Raw genomic sequence first — 17294 nt, forward strand, 5'->3', positions numbered from 1 at the left:
TGCTGCTGAAAGTTATTGTACCGGCTGCGTATTGACGTCGAGCAGGTTCCGATAGAAATTATAGGTTTCGAGCTGTGCCCTCCAAACCGGCTGGTGCCCGCGCACCCTGTATTTGTTGTCGAGTTTTTCAGAATGTATCCTGGCCTTTACATTTCCTTTCCAGCTCACATGGAAACTGTCGATCAGCTCCTTACGCACATCGATATCGTAAATCGGGCAGCTTACCTCCACCCTGCCGTCGAGGTTCCTCGTCATAAAATCGGCCGAAGAAATGTAGACTTCCGGATTGCCGTCATTCCCGAAGATATATACCCGGGAATGCTCAAGATAGTTGTCGACGATGCTGATGGCTTCAATATTCTCACTCATGCCTTTCACGCCGGGAATCAGCGAACAGATGCCGCGAACGAGCAATTTGATTTTCACGCCGGCCCTGCTGGCTTCATATAACTTATCAATCATCTTAAAATCGGACAGGCTGTTCATTTTTAAATGAATGTAAGACTCGCGGCCGAGCTTGGCATACATGATTTCCTTGTCGATGAGTCGGTAAAAGCGCGTGCGGCTGTAATGCGGCGACACGATCAAATGTTTGTATCGGTGCAGCCTGTAATTCACATTGAAGAAATCGAAAATCTTGGAGACATCTTTTAAAATCTGCTGATGCGCCGTAAACAAAGTGACATCGGTATATACGCCCGCGGTAGCCTCGTTGAAATTTCCCGTGGAAATGAATCCGTACCTTTTATTTTTACCCTCCTCAATGCGCTCGATGACACAAATCTTGCTGTGGACCTTCAACCCTTTGATACCAAAAATCAGTTCGATGTTTTCCGTCTGCATCTGCTCGGCATAGGATATGTTGCTCGCCTCATCAAAGCGGGCCTGCAGTTCGATCTGCACCGTGACTTTCTTTCCGTTTTTGGCGGCGTTGATCAGCGAACTGATGACCTGCGAATTTTTGGCCAAACGGTACAGCGTGATCTTGATCGTCGTGACCTGCGGGTCCAAAGCGGCTTCCCGAAGAAATTTAATCAGGTAAGAAAATGACTGGTAGGGCGCGTTGACAAGGTAATCCTTAGCGCTGATGCGTTCCAGGATACTTCCTTCGAGGCTCAAGCCGGGAACCGGCAACGGCGGATTCTGTTTATAAAGCAGGTCGAAACGTCCCAGGTTCGGGAAATCCATATAGTCGCGGCGGTTGTGGTAGCGCCCGCCCGGTATGATGCTGTCCGTCGCATCGATACCCATTTTGGTCAGGAAAAATTGCAGCGTGTCCTTGCTGATCGACTGGTCGTAAACAAACCGGACCGGCTCGCCAATCCTGCGGTCACGTACGCTCGTCGCAATCTTCTCCATCATGCTCTTGCTCAGGTCACTGTCAATTTCGAGCTGCGCATCGCGCGTGATTTTTATCATGTGCGCCTCAACGCTCTCGTAGTCGAATATGTTGAAAATCTGTCCTAAGTTGTAACGGATCATGTCGTCAAGCAGCATTACCGACTGCGTGCCCTCACGCGAAGGCAGCACGACAAATCGGTTCAGTGTTTTCGGGATTTCGATCAGCGCATACCGTACTTCAGGCTTGACCTTGGAAAACCCCAGCAGCGATGGCTTCTGTTTCGATTTCATCACCAGTTTGATGGCCAGATAGCCGGAATTGTCTTTCAGCATTGGGAATTCAGCCAGATCATTAAGGATGATGGTCACCAGCGCCGGACTGATTTTCTGTATGAAAAAATCATTTACGAAAGCTTCCTGTTCCGCTGAAATTTCATTCTCATCGATGATGAATACATTCTCAGCTTCAAGTTCCTTTTCAATGATGCTTAAGATGCGAAGGCTTTCAGATTGTTGCCGTATGACGATTTCAGTGATTTCGCGCAGCAATTTCTCTGCAGAGATACCTCCCAGGATTTTTTCGCCCGAAACCCCGGAAAGGCTCAGGCGGCGCACGGCGGCAAACCGAACCCGAAAAAACTCGTCCAGGTTATTTGAAAAAATTCCAATGAAACGGAGTCGGTCCAGCAACGGTACGGTCGAATCGCCGGCTTCCTGCAACACGCGCGCGTTGAACGCCAACCAGCTTTTTTCGCGATCGATATATCTATTTTCTGTCATTGCCTTAAATCTCTTGGAAACACGGTCTTATCGGTTACGCCCTTGCTGATATGCTGCCAGGAATCCGTATCGAATTTGATGGAAACGAAACCAGCGGTGGGCACGTTATCAATAAAAATGCTGCCAAATGTATTGACAAAATCGGTTATCGCTTCGTTGTGCCCGAAAATGATAACACAATCATAATCATCCGGAATGCTGCGCACGATGCTTTCCAGTTTCAGGGCGTCAAAAGTGTATAAATCCTCACTGAAATCTATTTCTACATTCTCGCGGAAAACGATTGCGAAGGCACGCGCGGTTCCCACGGCACGGTGGGCATCGCTGCTCCAAACCTGGTATTTTTTCGGCAAATGGGATTTGATATGCTGGGCAACCAGGGTCGCATCCCGGAGTCCGTTGACTGTTAATGTTCTCTGCTTATCGCTAACCGGGTCATCCCAGTTTGATTTTGCATGACGAATGAGTATAAGGTTTTTCATTTTTTATTCGATTAAGTTAAGGCGAAAGCCTGTCAATTTTCCAAATATAATTTTCCTGTAGCTGGTACCTGATCCGGTCGTGGAGCCGGTTTGCCCTGCCCTGCCAAAACTCCGCTGCCACTGGCCGAACGAGATAACCGCCCCAGTTTTCAGGTCTTGGGACTTCATTATTTTCGAACTGTTTTTCAAGCAAAGCCAGTTTCTCCTCCAGAAATCCGCGTGACGGTATCACCTCACTCTGGTTTGACACCACTGCACCGAGTCGGCTTCCGAGCGGGCGGCTGTCGAAATAATTGTCCGACATGATTTCCGGGACTTTTTCTGCCGTTCCTTTAATGATCACCTGCCGTTCCTGTACGGGCCAGAAGAATGACAGGCAAACATTCGGGTTTGCAGCGATGGCTTTCCCTTTTTCAGAATTGTAATTGGTGTAAAACACAAAACCTTCCTCATTGTACTTTTTAAGCAGCACCACGCGTGATTTCGGGAAACCGTCGAGCCCGAAAGTAGCTACCGTCATCGCATTGGCCTCACCGAAACCGGTAGCATCAGCCTCATGAAACCACTTTTGAAACAGGTTCATGGGGTCGCCGGGAATCGCATTTTCCGTAAGGGAATCCTTTTCGTACGATTGTCTGTAATTGCTTAAATCTTCCATAATATGCGCTTTCGCTAAGATAATGATTAAAATTCAAAAATTTTCCCGTCGTCTGCGAGATCTGTCGCCGGGAAAATCGCCATAGCCTCCTCCCTGAAATGCTCAATGCTGTCATACCGCGTGGAAAAGTGCCCGAGGATCAGCTGCTTTGCCCTGGCTTTAAGCGCGATTTCAGCAGCCTGTTTCGCGGTGCAGTGCATCGTCCGTTCGGACAGGTGTGCTTCTGACTCGAGGAACGTCGATTCATGGTACAGCACATCCACCCCGGTGATGATGTCGAGGTAATCTTCGGTAAAGACGGTATCGGAGCAGAATGCATAACTTTTCGGTGCGGGCGGATCGAAGCTCAGTTTCTCATTTGGGATGACGGTGCCGTCCTCAAGCGTCACATCCTTGCCGTTCTTGATGTTCTGGAAGTAGCAGATGTCAATCTTGTATTTCCGGACCGCATCAGGGTCCAGTTTCCGCTCCGCGGGCTTTTCCTGGAAGAGGTATCCGTTGGTGTACACCCGATGCTTAAGCGGAATGGTTTTCACCACAACTTTTTCGTCCTCAAAAATGACCTCCGATGCTGTGGATTCCAGTTCATGGAAAAACAGCTGGTAGCCCGTATAGGAATTGGCGTAACGCAGTTGCAGCAGGATAATTTCCTTTATGCCTTTGGGCCCGTACACGTGCAGGTCGCCGGTACGGTTGAGTAAGGTAAAACTGGAAATGAGTCCGATCAATCCATAGAAATGGTCGCCATGCAGATGCGAAATGAAGATGTGGTTGATCTGCGTAAACCTGACTTTGTTTTTACGCAGCTGCACCTGGGTCGCCTCAGCGCAATCAATCAGGAAATGGTGGTTCCGTATTTCAAGGACCTGCGACGTAGGGTTTGTAAAAGTGCGTGGCGTGGCGGCATAGCAGCCGAGTATGGTGAGCTTCATATCTGTTGATACCTGGACGTGACCGTTGATAATTCTGGCTTTTCTGGCAGTTACCGATGGAGTTTGGCGCGTCTAAAATCCGAGATCGCGTTCAATTTCCTCCATTTCGATAATGTCGTGTGCCTCGATTTTTGTCGGGACTACCGAAAGTTTGTCAGAAACCTTATTGAAGTCGATGTCCCGGGCGACTACAACAAACGACTTTCCGGCTTTCCGGTGCGCATTGGACAATGGCAGGAAACCGTTAATTTCTTTTACCGAAAGTCCTTCCAGATTGGAAATATCAATAATAAGATGCTGTTCTTCAAAAGACTTGCACTCGTGCGTGATTTTCATCAGGAAAGCCGTGAAATCACCTTCAGTTTCCCTGATTGTGGTGATGTTCGCTTTCTTTTCTACTTTCATTTTATGCGGAATTGGTGACGTAGCTAAGATAATGATTTTTCGTACTTATCTGATCTTGGAGGCCAAAAGATAAATCACCGCCATGCGCACCGCCACGCCGTTCTCAACCTGGTCTAAAATCACTGACTGCCCGGAATCGGCTACATCCGACGTAATTTCAACGCCGCGGTTGATGGGCCCCGGGTGCATGATGACGATTTCTTTGGAAAGTGACCCGAGCAACGCCTTGTCTACCCCGTATTGCTGTGCATATTCGCGTGTGGAAGGAAAATAATTGACGTCCATACGTTCGTTCTGGACACGGAGCATGTTGGCCACGTCACACCACTCCAACGCCTTGCGCAAATTGGGTTCTACCGTCACGCCGAGGCTTTGGATGTATTTCGGGATCAGCGTTTTGGGCCCACAGACCTTCACCTCGGCGCCCTGCATCTGCAGCGCATAGATATTGGACAGCGCAACCCGCGAATGCAATATATCACCCACGATGACAACTTTCTTTCCGCCAACCCCGCCTAACTTTTCACGGATGGAATAACTGTCGAGCAATCCCTGCGTAGGGTGCTCATGGGCGCCGTCTCCGGCATTGATGATGCTGGCCTTGACATGCTGTGACAGAAAATACGCGGCACCGGGATTGGCATGACGCATCACGACCATGTCCACTTTCATCGCCAGTATGTTGTTGACCGTGTCTATCAGTGTTTCGCCTTTCTTAACAGAGGATTGCGCCGCCGAAAAACTGATGACGTCGGCGGACAGCCTTTTCTGCGCGAGTTCAAAAGACAGTTTAGTACGCGTGCTGTTCTCGAAAAAGATATTGGCTATGGTGATGTCGCGTAATGAAGGGACTTTCTTGATCGGGCGGTTAATGACTTCCTTAAAATGATCGGCGGTTTCAAAAATCAGGTCAATGTCATCCTTGGTGATGTACTTGATTCCGAGTAAATGATTTACGCTTAATTCTTTCATTTCAATTAATTTCTGATTAGATACACGGCATCTTCGCCTTCATTTTCCGCCCAGCACACACTCACTTTTTCATTGTTGATGGCATCAACCTGCCGTCCGCGATAATCGGGTTGTATGGGCAGGTCGCGGCTGAAACGCCTGTCAATCAGCACGAGGAGTTCAATTGCCGATGGCCGCCCAAACGATTGGATCGCAGTAAGCGCGGAACGGATGCTGCGTCCGGTAAATAACACGTCATCGATGAAAATAACCTTTTTATCCTCTACCAAAAAATCAATGTCGGTCTTGTTGGCTTCGAGCGGCTTGCCCGTACGGCGGAAATCGTCCCGGAAAAAAGTGATGTCCAGATATCCGATCGAGATGTTGCTGACCTGATACTCTTCTTCGAGCATGACCTTAAGCCTTTTGGCCAAAAAGGCGCCGCGCGGCTGGATGCCGATGAGGATCGTATCTGTAAAATCGAGGTGTTTTTCAATCAGCTGGCAGGCCAAACGGTGCAGGATGATATTGACTTCCTTTGAAGTAAGCAATATTTTTTGGCTCATAAGGATGCGTGTGTTTGGTTTGTAAAAGTACTGAAATAAGCGATACGTGAAAAATTTATTTAACGCTTAAAATTTCATTTTTGCTTGCCTTTTAACTTATGCATCTGATAAAAATCATTACTTTTAAAGCCTCGAATCTTTTGTGTAAAGCCATGACTATTTTCCTTACAGATGATGACAGCGATGACTGCCTGCTTTTTTCGGAAGCGCTGCGCGAATCGCATTCAGGGGTGACACTGAATGTAACCACGGATGGCGTCAGGTTAATGGAAATGCTGCATGGCGCGCCGCTGATGACTCCGATGGTGTTGTTCCTTGACCTGAATATGCCCCGCAAAAATGGTTTTGAATGTCTTGAGGAAATCCGGAAATCGCCGAACCTCAAAGATATCCCGGTGATCATTTTTTCAACCTCATCCAATACCGATATCATTGACCGCACGTACAGGCAGGGCGCCAATTACTTCATTTCAAAGCCCAATTCTTTTGTGTTGCTCAAAAAAGCCATCGGGCTCATCCTGTCCTTCGATCCCACGCAGCTCCAAAGCAAGCCGCTTCGTGAACAATACGTGATTAATGTAGCCTGACCCGGATGAGGAAACCGAAGCATATACAAATCAGGGTCATTTTCATCTTTGCGGTTGTTTTCCTGCTTTCCCTTTCGATTTATTGCTACACCCGGATCAATGAACTCACGAAATCCTACTACCTGGTCGACCACACCAACTTTGTCAAGCTGGAACTGGAAAAATACGGCTCTACGGTTAAGGATATCGAATCAGCCCAACGCGGATATCTGCTGACGAAAGATTCGGTTTATTATAAGGAGTTCAACGATCACGTGGGAAAGCTCCCCGGTAAAATAGAGGTACTTCGCCTGCTGACCAAAGACAACAAGCGGCAACAGGAGTATGTCGATGTCCTCGAATTACTGACTAAAAAACGGGTTTCAGCGATGCGGTTTACGATGGCATTGGGTGATATCTCAAAGATGCCAAAAGAACAGCGTTATAAAAACAGGGCGCAGCGCGCGTATTTCAGGCAACACATTAATAGAATGATTGCACTTGAGGACGCCGTCCTGAAAAGTCGTACCAAATTTATGGAACGCCAATCCGCATTGACACCGCTATTCACCGTTTTCCTGATGATTTCAGCACTGATCGTATTAATCCTTGCTTATTATGGGATCAATCGCGAGCTGCGGATCTCAGACCGATTGAAAGGGAGTCTCGAAGACAGCAAAAAACAGCTTACGGAGAGGAACCAGTCACTCCAGGCCAATAACGAGCAACTCGCGGCCGTAAACAAGGAACTTGAAGCGTTCACGTACATTTCCAGCCATGATTTACAGGAACCATTGCGTAAAATACAGACCCTGATTTCGCTGGTGCTTGAGAAAGAATCACCCACGATGACAGAAAGCGGCAGGAATTATCTCGAACGCATCCGCAGTGCGTCAGAGCGGATGCAGTCACTGATCAAGGATTTGCTTGCTTATTCGCGCGTCAATACAGAAAATTTCCATTTCGAACCCTACGATCTGGATACGATTGTGGGAGAGGTCGTGAGTGATCTTGACGAAGAACTACGGGACAGCCGCGCCGTAATCGAGGTTAAAGGCAGTGGCACAATCCGAATCATTACGACCCAGTTCAGGCAGTTGGTGACCAACCTGATTTCCAATTCAGTCAAATTCTCGCGGGAGAACGTAACGCCGCACATTACCATCGGGAACAAGACCGTCCGCGGTACCGAGGTACCTTTCGCAAACGCCGTTCCCGAAAAAAATTATTCGCTGATTACCGTAATTGACAACGGCATCGGCTTTGACATGCAATACCGTGAGCGGATTTTTGAGGTGTTCCAGCGGCTTTACTCGAATCAGCAATATGCGGGAACGGGCATCGGACTGGCCATTGTGAAAAAAATCGTGGAGAACCATGGCGGTTTCATTTCAGCGGAAAGCGTTGAAGGAGAAGGAACTGCCTTCAATATCTATATCCCGAACTGAGCCTTCCGTCCAAATTCCGTAACAAAACTTCCAAATTCCGTAATGGGATTTCTGGGGCATTTTGGCAATTTTACCATGTGAAAACCAAAACAAATCCTAATCATTAAATCCTGGAAATCATGAAAGCAAAATTATTGAGAATGCTCGTCCTGGTTACAATATTACTCACGTTTACAAACTGCGAGCTGGTGGAAGGCATTTTCAAAGCCGGTGTAGGTGTCGGAATCTTTATCGTGGTAGCGATAATCGCCGCCGTCATCTATGTTATCAGCCGTTTCGGGAAGAAATAAAAGGCCTAAAAAATCCCGCTCTGAAGGCGGGATTTTTTTATGTTAAGCGTACATCTTCCTGCGCAATTCCTGAATTTTCTCATCGTCAAGATACTCATCAAACGTCATGTAGCGGTCGATTACGCCATTCGGGGTCAGCTCAATGATGCGGTTCCCGACGGTCTGTGCAAACTCGTGATCATGTGTAGTGAAAATAACGGATCCCTTAAAGTTCTTAAGCGAGTTATTGAACGCCGTAATCGATTCCAGATCAAGGTGGTTCGTAGGCTCATCGATCATCAGGACGTTGGCACGTTCCATCATCATGCGCGAGAGCATGCAACGGACTTTCTCACCTCCTGACAATACTCGTGATGTTTTCAATGCCTCTTCGCCTGAAAAAATCATTTTCCCCAAAAAGCCACGGATGTACACCTCATCGCGCTCTTCCTCGGTTTTCGCCCATTGCCTGAGCCAGTCTACCAATGACAGGTCATTTTCAAAAAAATCGTGGTTTTCCACCGGCAGGTACGCCTGGTTGGTGGTAACACCCCAATCGAATGTTCCGGAATCCGGCTTCATGTTGCCGTTCAATATCTCATAAAATGCCGTGGTTGCACGGGAATCTTTTGAGAACAGCACGATTTTATCGCCCTTCGCCATATTGATATCGACGTCTTTGAAAAGCACTTCGCCGTCAACGGAAGCACTGAGGTTCTTTACGTTAAGTATCTGGTCTCCCGCCTCGCGTTCCTGGTCAAAGATAATTGCAGGGTACCGGCGGCTTGATGGCTTGATTTCAGAAATATTGAGCTTGCTGATCATTTTCTTACGCGAAGTGGCCTGCTTGGATTTGGCCACGTTGGCACTGAAACGGCGGATGAATTCCTCCAGCTCTGCCTTCTTTTCCTCAGCTTTCTTATTCTGTTGGGCGCGTTGTTTTGCGGCCAACTGACTTGACTCATACCAGAATGTATAATTCCCTGAATAATGGTTGATTTTTCCGAAGTCAATGTCGGAGATGTGCGTGCACACCGCGTCAAGGAAGTGACGGTCGTGAGAGACCACAATCACGGTATTTTCATAGTTGGCAAGGAAATTCTCAAGCCAGCCGATGGTTTCAAAATCGAGGTCGTTTGTTGGCTCATCCATAATCAGTACGTCCGGGCTTCCGAAAAGTGCCTGGGCGAGCAGCACACGCACCTTGAGCTTGGCATCGACATCGGCCATCAGCGTATAGTGCAGGTCTTCCCCAATACCGAGATTGGAAAGCATTGCAGCGGCGTCCGAATCAGCGTTCCAGCCGTTCATTTCCTCAAACTGCACCTGTAGTTCCCCTATGCGGTCGGCATTCTTATCATTGTAATCCAGGTACAATTCATCCATTTCCTTTTTCACGGCATACAACACCTTGTTACCCATCATGACCGTTTCGAGTACCGTGTGCCCGTCAAACATGTTGTGGTTTTGGTTGAGCACCGACATGCGCTTGCCCGGCTCAAGGAACACGTGGCCTGACGTCGGGTCGATATCGCCCGCGAGGATTTTCAGGAAGGTTGATTTTCCGGCACCGTTCGCACCGATGACCCCGTAAATGTTGCCATCGGAAAAGGTCGTGTTCACTTCGTCGAACAATATCCTTTTGCCAAATTGTACCGATAAATTATTTACTGTTAACATGAATTGCTTCTTTATAAAATTTTTGCAAAAGTAGAAAAAATAGTGGAGATTTACCCGAGAAGTTCTACGTAACCGACAGGTCCGGCTCCGGCAGCGGCCATATCAGGGGATCGCAGAAACGGACAGGTAAAGCGCACGTTTACATTTAACGCTGCATTAACAATATAATCACCTGTAACTGAATATTTTTGCTTACTAATCTGAAACGATGCAATACCCCTGCGTGATGATAAGACTTTTACTCCCCGCCTGTCTTGTTCTGTTGTTCGGTTCCTGTAATAAACCATTCGGCAATGAGGATTATACCGCCTTTTTCGGTGGAGAAGTTTCAAATCCCACAAGCCCATACGTGCTTTTCTGCAAAGACACACAGGTGATTGATACGATCATGCTCAGGGATGACAATACTTTTTTTGTCAAATTTGACTCGCTGTCGCCCGGATTGTACACGTTCAAGAACGAACCGGAATACCAATACGTCTACTTTGACAAAAATGACAGCATCATGGTGCGGATCAACGCCAATGATTTTGACGAGTCGATTGTTTTCTGCGGACGCGGCGAAGAGAAGAACAATTTCCTGATGGAACTGTACCTCAAAAACGAGCATGAAAAGAAAAAGATTTATGACGTTTTTGAATACGATTATCCCCATTTCAAGAAGAACATCGATTCGGCATACGCATCGAAAGAGAAATTTTACCATTCCAAAAAAGAATCCATACAGTGGAACGACGACTTTGATTCTTATGCAAAGGCGATGCTGGACTTCAACTACTACTCCAAGAAGGAAATTTATCCTGTCGTACACGAAATGCGCACCGGCGTGGCCATGAAAAGAAAACTGCCGGGCAATTATTATGCACACCGGAAGACCATCAATTACAATGATGCCAGGCTGACCGAGTTCTCTCCGTACGTAAAATACCTGACGTACATGCTCAACAATATGGCGTTGCAGAAAGACCTGCCCAATGCCACCGAAGCCGATAAATCTTTGGAAATGCATGTACGCAAAATGCACATCGCCGATTCGCTGTTCCAAAACCGCGCCATTAAGAACACCATCCTGAACAACATCGCCTTTACGTATTTGCTGGAAGACCAGAATATCGTTAACAACAAGAAATTCCTGGACCAGTACCACCGGCTGTCGACTGATAAAAGCAAACACAACGAAATCCTGAAAATCGGCGATGCCATCCAAAACCTCAGGGAAGGCAACGAACTCCCCACAGTGGGCCTCGTAAACCTGAACAATGAGCAGGTCGATTTCAAATCGCTCATCCACAAGAAAACGGTGCTGTTTTTCTGGACGCGAAATCTGGAATCGCATGTGATTGCCGCGCACAAGATTATTTTGGAGCTGATCAGGAAACATCCGGATTACCAGTTCATCGCCATCAATGTTGACCGCGACCAGGAAGAATGGCGCAAAGACATGGCCAATTATAAATTTGACGGCATACAGGAATACCGTGCCGCAGATTTCGAACTTATGAAGGAGAAATGGGTCATCAATAAGATCCACCGTACGATGATCCTGAACGCCGATGGCACCATAAATAACGCGTTCGTAAGCTTGTTCGATGCGAAGTTTGAAGACCACCTGCGGTAATCCGACCCGACAAAAAGAAATAAAAAATCCCGACGATTGTGTCGGGATTTTTTTATGTTCATCTCAGCGAGGTGGTTTCACTGATTTCGTAGTTGTTCGGTTTATTGGTTTCCCTTCTGATAGTCGGCGATAAACTGCGCCAGGCCAATATCCGTCAACGGGTGCTTCAACAATCCAAGGATCGCGGAAAGCGGACCGGTCATCACATCGGCACCGATCTTCGCACAGTTTACGATATGCATCGTGTGACGCACCGAAGCGGCAAGGATTTCGGTTTCGTAGCCGTAGTTGTCATAAATGCCACGGATTTCCTCAATCAGGTTCAGTCCGTCAGTCGACACATCATCGAGACGCCCGATAAACGGGGAAACATAACTCGCGCCGGCTTTCGCAGCCAATAATGCCTGCCCCGCCGAGAATACCAACGTGACATTCGTCCTGATGCCTTTTTCAGAGAAATATTTACAGGCTTTCACGCCGTCTTTGGTCATCGGGAGTTTCACGACGATCTGGTCATGCAGGTCGGCCAGCTCCTCGCCTTCCTTCACCATACCGTCGAAATCTGTCGCAATCACTTCAGCGCTCACATCGCCATCGACAATATTACAAATGTCCACATAATGCTTCAGGATGTTGTTTTTCCCGGTGATGCCTTCTTTGGCCATCAGTGACGGATTGGTGGTTACGCCATCCAAAACACCCAATGCCTGTGCTTCCCTGATCTCGTTCAGATTGGCGGTGTCGATAAAAAATTTCATGTTTAAATATTTAAAGAGTTGTGTTATTTATCCGGGCGTTCCGCTTCGTAACTCGCGGCGGGCTTTTCGCTGCAATCTTTTTTTGCCATCAGCTCATGCCGCTGATTTTGAAAACCGGCAGGCAAAAAAAGGATTTCCGCTGCAATCCCTAACGCGGACGCGCGGCGAAATTACGATTATACTTTTAAGTGACAAAGTCGCAAAGTAACAAAGTTTTAAAGTCCGCTCAGACCAAAGGGTCTTTGCTGTTTCGCCATTGCGTACGGTATCCAGCTACAGTTTATAATGCCGCATCAGCATCTTTTCATACATCCTGTCCGGCAAAACACGCTTCAGGATAATTGAAAAACGCTGCATAAAAGTGCCCACCTTATAATGGATTCCGGGATCTTGCTTTTGCATAATCGCATAAACGGCCAATCCCATTTCGTGCGGATTGGCACCGCTGTCAACGTGCTCGTTCATGGTTTTCAGGATATTTCCGTATGAAGTTTCATACGCTGAACCCGGAATCAACGGCGAATGAAAACGCCCGGCAGCGATATTCGTCGCGAAATCACCCGGAGCAATGTTTGTTATTTTGAGGCCAAACGATTTCACTTCCATCCGCAATGCTTCGGTAATCAGTTCCAAAGCGCCTTTTGACGCAGAATAAATCCCGCGGTATGGCAATCCCATATACCCGGCAATCGAGGTGATGTTGACGATCAATCCTGATTTTTGTGAACGCATTTGTGGCAACACGGCTTTCATGACTGCAATCGGGCCAAAGAAATTCGTATCAAAATTGTTCTTCATCTCTTTCAAGGGCGTTTCCTCGATCGGGCCGGTAATGCCTACACCGGCGTTGTTGACCAGCACATCGATACGGCCTTCTTTCGAAATCAGTTCGGAAACCGCATTTTGTATGCTTTGGGGATCACGCACATCGAGTGCCAGTAAAGGAAAAACGGAATCTGTGACCTTTGCGGGATTGCGGCTGGTGCCATAGACTTTAAAATCTTTTGAATGGAGGAATTCGCCTATGGCTTTTCCAAGACCGGAGGAGCCACCGGTGATTAGGACAATTTTGTTCATGTGTGGTCGGGGTTTTAGCCCTGATGGCAGCGGCATCCTTTTTCCTGCTTCTTTAGCAGGGAAAAGATACAGCGGACAGCAGGATTGGCTTCAAATCAATACAGCCCAAAAATAAAAAATCCCGATAAATCGGGACCACAAAAAAAAGAAAAAATGGCAAGCGACCTACATCGCACCGCTACAACCGCGTACCCTTGCTATGTTCCCATCCTGGGGGATTCTGCAGGAGCTGGTCGTGTAGGACTTGCCGTTGCAAATATACAATCTTTTTGTATTTTCGCAAGGCCGTTGAAGAGAATCGTCGGCAACAATCCATTTTCCGATTTAAAAAAACACCATGAAGAAATATAACCTGCTCGCTGTCATTTCGTTAAACCTGATTATGCTTTCCTGCGGAGATGAAAATAAAACCCATTTTGCGTTTGATGAAACCAAAATCGAGGCACATTACACCAATTCAGAGTCGGCGGCACTGACAATTTTAAACGCCGACAACAAGGAAATCGACAGCGTCGCCTATTTTGTAAATGACAAACGGGTGGCAGGCGCAAAAGACCTTAAGCCGGTAAACCTGCCATTGGCGGGTTATAAGCTCGGCTATCAGGAGGTGCTGGCGAAAATTTATTTTGGTGGAAAGACCGAAGAGATCACGAGCCGTGTGGAGGTGGTGTCTTCGATCACGCCGAAATTGCTCACCTATAAGGTATTGAATACCTACCCGCACGACATCAGCTCTTTTACGGAGGGATTGGAATTTTACCGCGACACGCTGCTTGAAGGCACCGGACAATATGGGTCGTCGAAACTGCTGAAAGTGGATTATAAGACGGGCAAGATCTTAAAAAGTGCCGATTTGCAAAGCCAGTATTTCGGCGAAGGGATTACGGTAATCAATGGGAAAATATACCAGTTGACCTATAAGGAGAAAACCGGCTTTATTTACAACGCCGATACCTGGAAAATTGAAAAGACCTTTACCTTCGACAAGGACATAGAGGGCTGGGGCATGACGCATGACAACCAATACATCTACCAGACCGACGGTACCGAGAAAATCTGGAAAATGGACCCGTCCACACAGAAAATGGTAGATTATATCAGTGTGTATTCGTCGTCGGATAAAATCAAATCGCTGAACGAACTGGAGCTCATCGACGGGGAAATGTACGGAAACATTTGGCAGAAAGACCTTATTGCCATCATCAACCCGGCTACGGGCGAGGTTACTGCAGCCATCGATCTGTCGGAGCTCAGGAAATCGCTGACAAATCCGGAAGCCGAAGTCTTGAATGGGATTGCTTACAATCCAAAAACAAAAACGATTTTCGTTACCGGGAAAAACTGGGATAAAATATTTGAAATCAGCGTGTTAAAATAAGCTGTAGCGAACAGCGATTTACTGTCATTCCTTAAAATATAGTTAAATAACTATTTTTATAGTTGCATAACTAGAAATATAGTTGTAAGTTTGGTTTCAAATTTACTGCTATGCAAAATCTCACGAACAAGGAAGAAGAAATCATGCACATCTTATGGAAGCTTAAAAAAGCTTTTGTAAAGGACATCATGGCTGAAATCACCAACGAGCAGCCACACTACAACACACTCTCGACCATCGTACGCAACCTGGAAGAAAAAGGGTACGTGGCCCACACCGCTTATGGCAACACGCACCAGTACTTCCCTATCGTCGCATTGGAGGATTACAGGAAGAAATTCATGAATACGGCGATTGAGCATTATTTCAATAACTCGTATAAGAACATGGTGTCATTTTTTGCGCAGGAAGAAAAAATCTCTGCGAAGGAACTCCGTGAAATCCTGGACATCATCGAAAAGAAATGATTATGGAAACGCTGCTGCTTTATCTGATCAAATCCGGCGCGTTGATGGCCTTGTTCTTCTGTGGCTACCAACTGTTGCTGCGGCGGGAGACCTTTTTTGATGCAAACCGCTGGTATCTGCTGGCTGGTTTATTCGCCTCGGTATCGCTGCCGCTGCTGTATGTAAAAAAAATAGTCTGGATTGAAGCCCCGAAATTCACCGCAGCACAATTGACCGCCCTGTCGGAGTCAGTTGGGAAGCAAGCAATGCAACAGCCGGCAATGCAGGCGATTGACTGGGCAGCGATCACCTGGTACGTCTACCTCGCGGTCTGTCTGGTGCTGACGGTAAAAGTCATGGCCAATATCATTTCGTTGTTCCGACTGCTTCACAGGCAGCGGGCCGTGAAAATGGGCACATTTACGCTCGTGGATCTCGACCGGGATGTGGCACCCTTTTCGTTCTTCAATTACATCGTTTACAATTCTGCCAGGTATTCTGACGACGAATTGCAAAGCATACTGAACCACGAGAAGGTGCACAGCCGCGAACGGCATTCCATCGACGTACTGGTGATGAAGGTTTTCAGCATTATTTTCTGGTTCAATCCATTTGTCTGGTTGTACAAAAAGGCCGTTTTGCAAAATCTTGAATACATAGCCGACAGAAAGGCCGTGAGCCAGTTGCACGACAAACGCGCTTACCAGATGGCCCTGCTCCGGGCGGTCACCTTACCGAATTACTTATCAATTACCAATAATTTCAATCAATCACTAATCAAAAAACGAATCGTTATGCTAAACAAGAATCAATCCAAAAACAGGAATTTGTGGAAATATGCCCTGATGTTGCCACTACTCGCTGCCTTTATGCTTTACTTTCAGGTGAAAGTGATTGCACAGCAAAAACAGGTACAGGTGACCGCTGACCAGCCTTTTTCAGGGCAGCACAATGACCCCGACCATTTCAATTTTGTCATCGACCGAAATACTTCCGATGCTGAAATCAAACAGGAAATTCAACGCCTCAAAGCGCTTGGCGCAACCCTAAAGATTTCACGGGTCAAACGCAACAGCAAAGGCGAAATTATTGCGGTAAAAATCAATTATAAGGATAAAAATTCTTCCATAGAAAAATATGTGAACGGCACAGCCGCAATTGACCCGATTTACTTCAGCAAGAATGACGACTTCACCGGATTCGGCCAGCCGGAAAAACGAATTGCCATAACTACACACCGTAGTGAAGACGAAGAGGATAACGGAATCTTTACGTTTTCCTTTAATGATGATGAGGCACCAGAAGCACCCGAACTGCCGGAAGCGCCCGAGGCCCCGGAAGCACCGGAACCGCTTGACCCATTGGACTTCAAATTCGATTTTGACCAGAATAACGTCATTGTAAAAAGCGTTACGGGCAAAGACGGCAAAACAGTGGTAACGGTCAATGGCAAAGTGGTCGCCGATGTGGATGTAGACAAAATCATGGCGGACATGGCGCCAATCATCATAGATGGTGAGACCATTTCGCTGGGCGGCGGCGACAGTAAAGGCAAAAAAGCCATTATTATCAAAAGTAAGGAGATGAGGAACAAGGCGAAGCAAGCGATGGACTACGCCAAAATCCAAAGGGAGCAGGGCGATATCCAAAGGGAAGCCGCCGAGGAGATGCGGAGCAGCTTCGAGGAAATGAAGGTACAGCAACGCGAACAGATGCAGAAAATGAAAGCCGAGATGGATGCTATGCGCGCCGAGCTTGAAAAAACCCGTGCCGAAATCAAGAAACAAAAATAAAGTTAGTGCCTGGGCCCAGAAATGGGCCTTTTTTTATTTTTCGGACAAAGCGACGACATGTCGTCCGATTGGGACCACGACCTTCAGCGGTCCGGAGCTGTGCAATGCGTGTCTACCTGCCCAACAGACCGGATATTCAGATTGTA

General features: G+C 47.2%; 17 protein-coding genes and 1 other RNA gene. 7 read left to right on the forward strand and 11 right to left on the reverse strand.

Features of this window, described 5'->3' with window-relative positions; genetic code table 11:
* Positions 1-12: 12 nt before the first annotated feature.
* The 7 genes from ppk1 to pyrR all read right to left on the reverse strand — a co-directional run bounded on the left by ppk1 (position 13) and on the right by pyrR (position 6115).
* Positions 13-2121 carry a polyphosphate kinase 1 gene (gene ppk1 / locus HYN48_RS12845; protein WP_108372329.1) on the reverse strand — a complete coding sequence of 703 codons (2109 nt, stop codon included), beginning with the start codon at positions 2119-2121 and terminating at the stop codon, positions 13-15.
* On the reverse strand, positions 2118-2603 hold the full coding sequence (locus tag HYN48_RS12850; protein WP_108372331.1) for a SixA phosphatase family protein: 486 nt from the start codon (positions 2601-2603) through the stop codon (positions 2118-2120). The genes ppk1 and HYN48_RS12850 overlap by 4 nt, the downstream gene beginning before the upstream one ends.
* 16 nt (positions 2604-2619) lie before the next feature.
* The gene (gene pdxH, locus HYN48_RS12855; RefSeq protein WP_108372333.1) at positions 2620-3261 is read right to left on the reverse strand and encodes a pyridoxamine 5'-phosphate oxidase; all 642 of its coding nucleotides are present in this window, start codon (positions 3259-3261) and stop codon (positions 2620-2622) included.
* Between the two features lie 26 nt (positions 3262-3287).
* On the reverse strand, positions 3288-4193 hold the full coding sequence (locus HYN48_RS12860) for a ribonuclease Z (RefSeq protein ID WP_108372335.1): 906 nt from the start codon (positions 4191-4193) through the stop codon (positions 3288-3290).
* Between the two features lie 72 nt (positions 4194-4265).
* Positions 4266-4598, reverse strand: a complete 333-nt coding sequence (locus HYN48_RS12865; RefSeq protein WP_108372337.1) for a ribonuclease Z — start codon at positions 4596-4598, stop codon at positions 4266-4268.
* Positions 4599-4643: 45 nt separating this feature from the next.
* Positions 4644-5570 (reverse strand): aspartate carbamoyltransferase catalytic subunit, encoded by a 927-nt coding sequence (locus HYN48_RS12870; protein WP_108372338.1) that lies wholly within the window; start codon positions 5568-5570, stop codon positions 4644-4646.
* 5 nt (positions 5571-5575) lie between these two features.
* The gene (gene pyrR / locus HYN48_RS12875) at positions 5576-6115 is read right to left on the reverse strand and encodes a bifunctional pyr operon transcriptional regulator/uracil phosphoribosyltransferase PyrR (RefSeq protein ID WP_108372340.1); all 540 of its coding nucleotides are present in this window, start codon (positions 6113-6115) and stop codon (positions 5576-5578) included.
* 98 nt (positions 6116-6213) lie between these two features.
* Here pyrR and HYN48_RS12880 point away from each other — a divergent pair, with 98 nt between their 5' ends.
* From HYN48_RS12880 to HYN48_RS15325, 3 genes are all read left to right on the forward strand, one after another.
* The gene (locus HYN48_RS12880) at positions 6214-6702 is read left to right on the forward strand and encodes a response regulator (RefSeq protein WP_245945960.1); all 489 of its coding nucleotides are present in this window, start codon (positions 6214-6216) and stop codon (positions 6700-6702) included.
* A 5-nt stretch (positions 6703-6707) separates the two neighbouring features.
* Complete coding sequence (locus HYN48_RS12885) at positions 6708-8129, forward strand: sensor histidine kinase (protein ID WP_108372342.1); 1422 nt, start codon at positions 6708-6710, stop codon at positions 8127-8129.
* 119 nt (positions 8130-8248) lie between these two features.
* Positions 8249-8419: a hypothetical protein gene (locus tag HYN48_RS15325; RefSeq protein WP_181248479.1), complete on the forward strand. Its 171-nt coding sequence runs from the start codon at positions 8249-8251 to the stop codon at positions 8417-8419.
* A gap of 42 nt (positions 8420-8461) precedes the next feature.
* Here the strand turns inward: HYN48_RS15325 and HYN48_RS12890 are convergent, their stop codons facing one another.
* Positions 8462-10078: an ABC-F family ATP-binding cassette domain-containing protein gene (locus HYN48_RS12890; protein ID WP_108372344.1), complete on the reverse strand. Its 1617-nt coding sequence runs from the start codon at positions 10076-10078 to the stop codon at positions 8462-8464.
* Between the two features lie 226 nt (positions 10079-10304).
* Between HYN48_RS12890 and HYN48_RS12895 the strand changes: the two genes are divergently transcribed.
* Positions 10305-11696 carry a TlpA family protein disulfide reductase gene (locus HYN48_RS12895; protein ID WP_108372346.1) on the forward strand — a complete coding sequence of 464 codons (1392 nt, stop codon included), beginning with the start codon at positions 10305-10307 and terminating at the stop codon, positions 11694-11696.
* Between the two features lie 101 nt (positions 11697-11797).
* Here the strand turns inward: HYN48_RS12895 and fsa are convergent, their stop codons facing one another.
* The 3 genes from fsa to ffs form a co-directional block, all read right to left on the reverse strand.
* A complete protein-coding gene (gene fsa, locus HYN48_RS12900; RefSeq protein WP_108372348.1) occupies positions 11798-12454 on the reverse strand; it encodes a fructose-6-phosphate aldolase in 657 nt (218 codons plus the stop codon).
* Between the two features lie 273 nt (positions 12455-12727).
* Complete coding sequence (locus tag HYN48_RS12905) at positions 12728-13531, reverse strand: SDR family oxidoreductase (RefSeq protein WP_108373651.1); 804 nt, start codon at positions 13529-13531, stop codon at positions 12728-12730.
* Between the two features lie 151 nt (positions 13532-13682).
* Positions 13683-13781: signal recognition particle sRNA small type (gene ffs / locus HYN48_RS12910), an RNA gene on the reverse strand.
* Positions 13782-13868: 87 nt separating this feature from the next.
* On the opposite strand from ffs, the gene HYN48_RS12915 reads away from it, so the two are divergent.
* The 3 genes from HYN48_RS12915 (at position 13869) to HYN48_RS12925 (ending at position 17148) form a co-directional block, all read left to right on the forward strand.
* Positions 13869-14909, forward strand: coding sequence for a glutaminyl-peptide cyclotransferase (locus tag HYN48_RS12915; RefSeq protein WP_108372350.1), 1041 nt, complete (start codon positions 13869-13871; stop codon positions 14907-14909).
* Between the two features lie 110 nt (positions 14910-15019).
* Entirely contained in the window at positions 15020-15376 is a 357-nt protein-coding gene (locus tag HYN48_RS12920; protein ID WP_108372351.1) for a BlaI/MecI/CopY family transcriptional regulator, read from the forward strand.
* Positions 15377-15378: 2 nt separating this feature from the next.
* Positions 15379-17148 carry a M56 family metallopeptidase gene (locus HYN48_RS12925; protein ID WP_181248480.1) on the forward strand — a complete coding sequence of 590 codons (1770 nt, stop codon included), beginning with the start codon at positions 15379-15381 and terminating at the stop codon, positions 17146-17148.
* The last annotated feature ends 146 nt before the right edge of the window (positions 17149-17294 follow it).

The organism is Flavobacterium magnum (assembly GCF_003055625.1).
Classification (GTDB): Bacteria; Bacteroidota; Bacteroidia; order Flavobacteriales; family Flavobacteriaceae; genus Flavobacterium; species Flavobacterium magnum.